This window comes from Clostridium sp. CTA-6, from assembly GCF_054768115.1.
The window spans coordinates 1-537 of the sequence record NZ_BAAAAU010000035.1; the positions used below are offsets into that span (position 1 = coordinate 1).

The 537-nt window shown below is 27.7% G+C and carries 1 protein-coding gene; it reads left to right on the forward strand.

Features of this window, described 5'->3' with window-relative positions; all coding sequences use genetic code 11:
* On the forward strand, positions 1-537 hold a 537-nt coding region (locus ACYUDJ_RS21350; protein WP_460290031.1), incomplete at both ends, for a triple tyrosine motif-containing protein.

Below are 537 nucleotides of genomic sequence, written 5' to 3' on the forward strand. Positions count from 1 at the left end.
CTAATTTTGAATATAAAAAAGATATGTCGAATATTAAAAATGGAGAATACCTACTAAAAATTGTAGCTATAGATGAAAATGATAATAAAGAAGAGAAAAGTTTAAAAATATATGTTAAAAATCAACAGGAACAGACAATACAAGATAATGTATTAAAAAATGAAGAAAATAATACATTAACTAATAATACATATAAAGAAACAAAAGCATTATCAGTACCTTTATCAGGGAAAGCCACAATACAAACCTACGATATAATGTTAGGAGATCAATATATAACAAATGGAAAGCTAGCATCAGGAAAAACATATACAATAAAGGGATATGCAAGCAGTCCAAATGGAGTATTATATGAATTTTGGGTTAAAGATATATCAACAGGAGTTTGGACAAAGATAAGAGACTATAAAGAAGACAGATATGCAAATTGGACACCAAGTAAAAATGGACAATATGTAATAGCAGTAAATGTAAAGGATAAATATAGTAACACAAGTATGGATGGAAGAGTAGAGAAAACATTCACGGTAGAGACAC